Below are 6,030 nucleotides of genomic sequence, written 5' to 3'. Positions count from 1 at the left end.
CGCCCGCGCCCGCCCCATTGGGGTGGCGGTGGCCGCCCCCCGCGTCCCTATCCGGGCTACCCCGGTGGCGGCAGCGTCTGCTTCAACGGCCCGAATGGTTACGTCTGCATGGGCAATTGACCCAAACAATAACGCCGCCCTTCGGGGCGGCGTTTCTCATTCATGACCCGGCAGGCTCACCTCGGGCGTCACCGCCACCTTGCGCATTCGCTCCCGCGCCATCACCACCAGCCCCGCCACCACGATGATCCCCGCCCCGATCAGCGAGATGCCGTCGATCCAGTGCCCGAACACCACAGCGCTGAGCAAAATAGCCCAGGGCAGCGAGAAATAATTGAACGGCTGGATCACGCTGGCCGGCGCCATGGATAGCGCAAACACCATCAGCCCGTGCCCCACGCAGGTGGTCACCATGATGATGCAGACCAGCAGCACATCCATCCAGCCCATATTCTGCCAGAAGAACACGCCCACCGCGCCCGACAACACCAGCCCAACCACGCCCGTATAAGCCATGCTGGTCGCCGCGCTGTCATAGCGGCTGACCTTGCGCGTGATCACCAGGTAAAGCGCATACAGCACCGAGGACAAAACGGCGAACAGCACGCCCCAATCAAGCGGCAACCCGCCCGGCCGCACGATCACCATAGCCCCTGCAAACCCCACCAGCACCGCGACAAACCGGAACACGCCGACCTTCTCGCCCAGCAGCGGAATGGCAAACAGCGTCACCAGCAACGGATAGACCAGCGAAATGGCCTGCAATTCGCCCAGCGGCACGCTTTGCAGCGCCCGCGCAAAACACCAGATTTCGATGATCAGCAGCGAGCCACGCAGCACCTGCAGCGCCGGCACTTTCGAACTCAGCGCCTGCCGCAGCGGCGCTTGGCGCATCACCAGCACCAGTGAAAAGGCGGCAAAGCCCCAATAGCGCATCATCGTGATCTGAAAGGTCGAATATTCCTGCACCAGGATTTTGGAAATCGCGTCCTGCGCACCGAATACGGCAATGGTCACAAGGGTCAGGAAAATGGCGCGGCCGACGAGATCGCTGCGCCCGTCAATGGCAGTAACGGACATGAATAGGGTCGCTGGCCTTGATTGCGGTTGTCTGAGCAACCTGAGTTGCGCCCCGATTCAAAAACCGGAGCGCAAGCTGAATTGCTTAGCTCTTGGCAGTAGCCGATTTGACCATGCCGGCAATGGCGGTCAGGATGCCGCCGCCGACCAGGCCCGTTGCGCCCTGGCCAACCAGTGCGCCGATATCGAGTCCGCCTGTCGCGGCTCCGGTCGCTGCCGCAGCAGTCGCACCGCCAACCAGCCCGCTGAGCCCTGGGATGAGGCTTGCCAGCCAGGTCCCACCCACGCCGCCAACGGCGCCGGCAATGGTATTGCCAGTCGTTCCGAGATTGAGGCTTTTGGCAAGCTGGCCGATCACATTGCCCCCGGCCCCACCGGCAATCAGCTGCACGAGAATAGGTACGATGACTTCCATAGTGTCCCTCTCCTATACGCCGTGCGAGCCCTCCGCCCCACGGACACTAAACAATCTACTGCTGTTCGCTCTGCAACAAAAGGACAAGACTACTGTCTAATTCTGTCAGTATGGCCGCGCGATAGAACTGGCCGATGCTGCCTCGTTCCCCATCTGTACGCGGAGATTGATGTGGCCGCCCAAAGCGGCCTATGGTCCCGTAAAAGCACCGAATCCGGCCCCAATGAGCAATTTCACGCCCCCATCGCCACAGCCTCCCGTCGCCCTCGTCACCGGCGCGGGCGAACGGATTGGCGCTGCCATTGCGCTGGCGCTGGCGCAGGCGGGCCATTCGGTCATCGCCCACTACCGGCGCAACGCCGATGGTGCCGGGCGAATCGTCGCGCAAATCGAGGCGTCGGGCGGACAAGCCGCTGCCATCCAGGCCGATCTCGCCGACCGCAGCCAGCGCGCACACCTTGTCGGGCAAGCGGCCCGCTTCTTCGGCCCGCTGACCACGCTCATCAACAACGCTTCACTCTACGAGCGCGACAGCGCCCGCGACCTTGACGAAACCCTGTGGGACGCCCATTTCGCCATTCATGCCGAGGCACCCGCCTTCCTGTCGCGCGACTTCGCCGCGCAACTGCCCGCAGGCGTGTCTGGCAATATCATCAACATCATCGACGAACGCGTGCTCGATCTCTCCCCCGCCTATTTCAGCTATACGCTCAGCAAATCCGTGCTCTGGACCATGACGCGCACCCTCGCCCAGTCGCTGGCACCGCATATTCGCGTCAATGCCATCGCCCCCGGCCCCGCCGTCGCACCGCCCTCGATCTCCCAGGACAAGTTCGACCAGCGCCGCGCCGAACTCCCTCTCCAACACGCCGCCGGCGCCGATGGCATCGCCCGGGGCGTCATCGCCATTCTGGGTCTGCCCAGCATGACCGGGCAGATGCTTGCCCTCGATGGCGGCGAACACCTCGAATTTCCGGCCCGCCGCGGGCCGACCCCACGATCATGACCGACGACATCGCCATCATGCCCCCACCGCCCAGCGGCCACGAAGTCATCCGCGCCTTCGTGCGCACCCTGCCCGCCGCCCCCGGCGTCTACCGCATGCTCGATGCGGAAGGCGAGGTCATGTATGTGGGCAAGGCGCGGAACCTCAAGGCCCGTGTCACCAATTACACTCGCCCCGAAGCGCTCGAAGTGCGCCTGCAGCGCATGATCGCGGCCACCGTGACCATGGAATTCGTGCGCACCGAGACCGAGTCCGAAGCGCTGCTGCTCGAAGCCAATATGATCAAACGGCTCAAGCCGCGCTTCAACGTGCTGCTGCGCGACGACAAGAGCTTCCCCTATATCCTGATCGCCACCGATCACGAGGCGCCTGAGCTGACCAAGCATCGCGGCACAAGACGCCGCAAGGGCCATTATTTCGGCCCCTTCGCCTCGGCCACCGCCGTCGGTCGCACCATTGCCAGCCTGCAAAAGGCCTTCCTGCTCCGCAATTGCTCGGACAGCTTCTACGCCGCCCGCACCCGGCCGTGCCTGCAATTCCAGATCAAGCGCTGCGCCGCCCCCTGCACCCGCGAAATCAGCCTTGAGGGCTATGGCGAACTGGTCGAGGACGCCCGCCAATTCCTCTCCGGGAAGTCGCAAGGCGTGCGCGACCACCTCCAGCGCGACATGAACCAGGCCGCCGAACAGCTCGATTTCGAACGCGCCGCCCTGCTCCGCGACCGCCTCTCCGCGCTCGCCCTGATCCAGAGCCAGGGCGATGGCACCGCCAAAACCGTGGAGGAAGCCGACGTCTTCGCCATCCATCACGAAGGCGGCCAGTTCTGCGTGCAGGTCTTCTTCTTCCGCGCTTTCCAGAACTGGGGCAATTACCCCTATCGCCCCCGCGCCGACGCCAGCCTTTCCGACGCCGAAGTGCTCGAGGCCTTCATCGGCCAGTTCTACGAAAACCGCACCCCGGCCCGCCTCGTGCTCATCAGTCACGAGTTGGCCGAGCCCGCCGTCATGGAAGAAGCCCTCTCCACCCGCGCCGGCCGCCGCGTCTATATCGAACAGCCCAAGCGGGGCGAGAAACGCGACCTGGTCAATCACGCCCTCAACAATGCCCGCGAAGCGCTCGGCCGCCAGCTCGCCGAAGGCGCCACCAACCGCACCCTGCTCGAAGGCGTCGCCAATTGCTTCGGCCTCGACGAGCCGCCGCGCCGCATCGAGATCTACGACAATTCCCACATCTCGGGCACCAATGCGATCGGCGCCATGGTCGTGGCCGGCGAGGAAGGCTTTTCCAAAAAGCACTACCGCACCTTCAACATCAAATCCGACATCGCCGCCGGCGACGATTTCGGCATGATGCGCGAAGTGCTGACCCGCCGCTTCACCCGCCTCGCCCAGGAAAACGGCAACGAAAGCGACGCCGAAGCCGACGAGGTCGAAGATGCCGGCATGCCCGATTGGCCCGACGTCGTCTTCATCGATGGTGGCGCCGGCCAGCTCAATGCCGTGCGCGAGGTGATCGCCCAGCTCAACCTGCCCAAGGACGTGACCTTTATCGGCATCGCCAAGGGCGAAGAACGCGATGCGGGCCGCGAAAAATTCTTCATGGAAGGCCGCGACGCCTTCATGCTCCCCCATCGCGACCCGGTCCTCTACTACGTCCAGCGCCTGCGCGACGAAGCCCACCGCTTCGCCATCGGCACCCACCGCGCCAAGCGCAGCAAGGCCCAGATCAAGAACCCGCTCGACGAAATCGAAGGTATCGGCCCCACCCGCAAACGCGCTTTGCTCAACCATTTCGGCTCCGCCAAAGCCGTCGGCCGCGCCAGCCTCCTCGACCTCGAAGCCGTCCCCGGCATCTCCAGCGCCATGGCGCAGCTGATCTACGATCACTTCAACCGGGTGGAGTGAGGACAGCGCTATCCCACCCACGGTGTCATTCCGGCCTGCGCCGGAATGACACCGTGGTTTGGCCAACATCAGGGCACTATCCACCACACCCACCGGGTTCACCCTCCCCTTGATGGGGAGGGCCAGGGTGGGTGACGAGAGCCCCCATTCGCGGGGCATACCCCGCTCCCTCTCATCCCAAAGTCAGAGTCGACAAACCCCAAATCCCGCGCTACATCTCCTCCCATGATCTCCGTCGCAACCATCTCGTTTTGGTATTTTAGCTATCCGCTCCCGGCGGAGGCTATTGTGCGCTTGATCTGATCTCACCAAGAGACGACCAAACCCGAAGCCAGCCGCCCGACCCACGAGGCGGCTTTTTTGTTGGCCGCTGTCGAGCAAGACACACCGAGGAACCGACAAAATGTTGAAGACCACCGATGATCTGCGGATCAATTCCATCACCGAGCTGACCACCCCCATCGAGGTGATGCGCCAGCATCCGCGCACCGACGCGGCCACGCGCACCGTCATCAGCGCCCGCCATGATCTGCACAATATTCTGGCCGGCCAGGACGATCGTCTCGCCGTCGTGGTTGGCCCCTGCTCGATCCACGACACCCAGGCCGCCATGGATTACGCGCAGCGACTCGTGGCGCTGCGCGAAACCCTTGGCGACCGGCTCGAGATCATCATGCGCGTCTACTTCGAAAAGCCCCGCACCACCGTGGGTTGGAAGGGCTTGATCAACGACCCCAATCTCGATGGCACTTTCGACATCGACACGGGCCTGCACACCGCGCGCGCCCTGCTGCTCGACATCAACAATCTGGGCCTGCCCGCCGCCTGCGAATTCCTCGATATGACGACGCCCCAATACATTGCCGATCTGGTCAGCTGGGCCGCCATCGGCGCCCGCACCACCGAAAGCCAGATCCATCGCGAACTGGCTTCGGGCCTGTCCTGCCCGGTCGGCTTCAAGAATGGCACCGACGGCAATCTGCAGATCGCGCTCGACGCGGTCAAATCCGCGAGCCAGCCGCACCATTTCATGGCCGTGACCAAGAACGGCCGCTCGGCCATTGCCTCCACCACCGGCAATGAGGACTGCCACGTCATCCTGCGCGGCGGCAAGGTGCCGAACTACGATGCTGCCAGTGTCGACGCCGCTGCCAAGGCCGCAACCAAGGCGGGCATACCCGCCACCATCATGATCGACGCCAGCCACGCCAACTCGTCCAAAAAGCCAGAAAACCAGCCCCTGGTCCTGGCCGATATCGGCCACCAACTGGCCGCCGGCGACCGCCGCATCATCGGCGTCATGATCGAGAGCAATATCGTCGCCGGCCGCCAGGACCTCGTCCCCGGACAGCCTCTGACCTATGGCCAATCCATCACCGACGGCTGCATCGATTGGGACACCACGGTCACGGCGCTGCAAGCATTGGCCGAGTCGGTGACTAAGCGCCGCGCCGCGACCAATCAGGCTGTCGCCTGATCGGCAGCAAAATGGACCACCCGGACAAGCCGGGTGGTGACGCTGGTTGAAATATGGCTCCTCGACGATCGTCATTGCCCGGCTTGTCCGGGCAATCCATCTTTCTGGCTCGCTGGTTCCCCTTGACCACCTCGCCGCCATCCTGTTC

Annotated in this window: 5 protein-coding genes; 3 read left to right on the top strand and 2 right to left on the bottom strand. The window is 63.9% G+C overall.

Translation table 11 applies throughout. The features are described 5' to 3' along the window. Positions 1-156 precede the first annotated feature (156 nt). Positions 157-1,080: a DMT family transporter gene (locus FF80_RS16005; RefSeq protein ID WP_052153664.1), complete on the bottom strand. Its 924-nt coding sequence runs from the start codon at positions 1,078-1,080 to the stop codon at positions 157-159. A gap of 85 nt (positions 1,081-1,165) precedes the next feature. Further along, positions 1,166-1,495 (bottom strand): hypothetical protein, encoded by a 330-nt coding sequence (locus FF80_RS16000; protein WP_035102428.1) that lies wholly within the window; start codon positions 1,493-1,495, stop codon positions 1,166-1,168. 223 nt (positions 1,496-1,718) lie between these two features. Here FF80_RS16000 and FF80_RS15995 point away from each other — a divergent pair, with 223 nt between their 5' ends. The 3 genes from FF80_RS15995 (at position 1,719) to FF80_RS15985 (ending at position 5,882) form a co-directional block, all read left to right on the top strand. Next, the gene (locus FF80_RS15995) at positions 1,719-2,501 is read left to right on the top strand and encodes an SDR family oxidoreductase (RefSeq protein WP_035102430.1); all 783 of its coding nucleotides are present in this window, start codon (positions 1,719-1,721) and stop codon (positions 2,499-2,501) included. Further along, the gene (gene uvrC / locus FF80_RS15990) at positions 2,498-4,405 is read left to right on the top strand and encodes an excinuclease ABC subunit UvrC (protein WP_035102427.1); all 1,908 of its coding nucleotides are present in this window, start codon (positions 2,498-2,500) and stop codon (positions 4,403-4,405) included. The genes FF80_RS15995 and uvrC overlap by 4 nt, the downstream gene beginning before the upstream one ends. Before the next feature lie 403 nt (positions 4,406-4,808). Beyond that, positions 4,809-5,882, top strand: a complete 1,074-nt coding sequence (locus tag FF80_RS15985) for a 3-deoxy-7-phosphoheptulonate synthase (RefSeq protein ID WP_035102426.1) — start codon at positions 4,809-4,811, stop codon at positions 5,880-5,882. Positions 5,883-6,030: the final 148 nt, after the last annotated feature.

The organism is Devosia sp. LC5, assembly GCF_000735585.1.
Lineage (GTDB): Bacteria > Pseudomonadota > Alphaproteobacteria > Rhizobiales > Devosiaceae > Devosia.
Note: the sequence above shows the minus strand (reverse complement) of the source record. Positions and strands in the feature narration are given on the sequence as shown.

Bases quoted from the DNA above. Each gene is read 5' to 3' on its own strand.
- FF80_RS16000 (WP_035102428.1), bottom strand. From the start codon at position 1,495: ATGGAAGTCATCGTACCTATTCTCGTGCAGCTGATTGCCGGTGGGGCC.
- FF80_RS15985 (WP_035102426.1), top strand. From the start codon at position 4,809: ATGTTGAAGACCACCGATGATCTGCGGATCAATTCCATCACCGAGCTG.
- uvrC (WP_035102427.1), top strand. From the start codon at position 2,498: ATGACCGACGACATCGCCATCATGCCCCCACCGCCCAGCGGCCACGAA.
- FF80_RS16005 (WP_052153664.1), bottom strand. From the start codon at position 1,080: ATGTCCGTTACTGCCATTGACGGGCGCAGCGATCTCGTCGGCCGCGCC.
- FF80_RS15995 (WP_035102430.1), top strand. From the start codon at position 1,719: ATGAGCAATTTCACGCCCCCATCGCCACAGCCTCCCGTCGCCCTCGTC.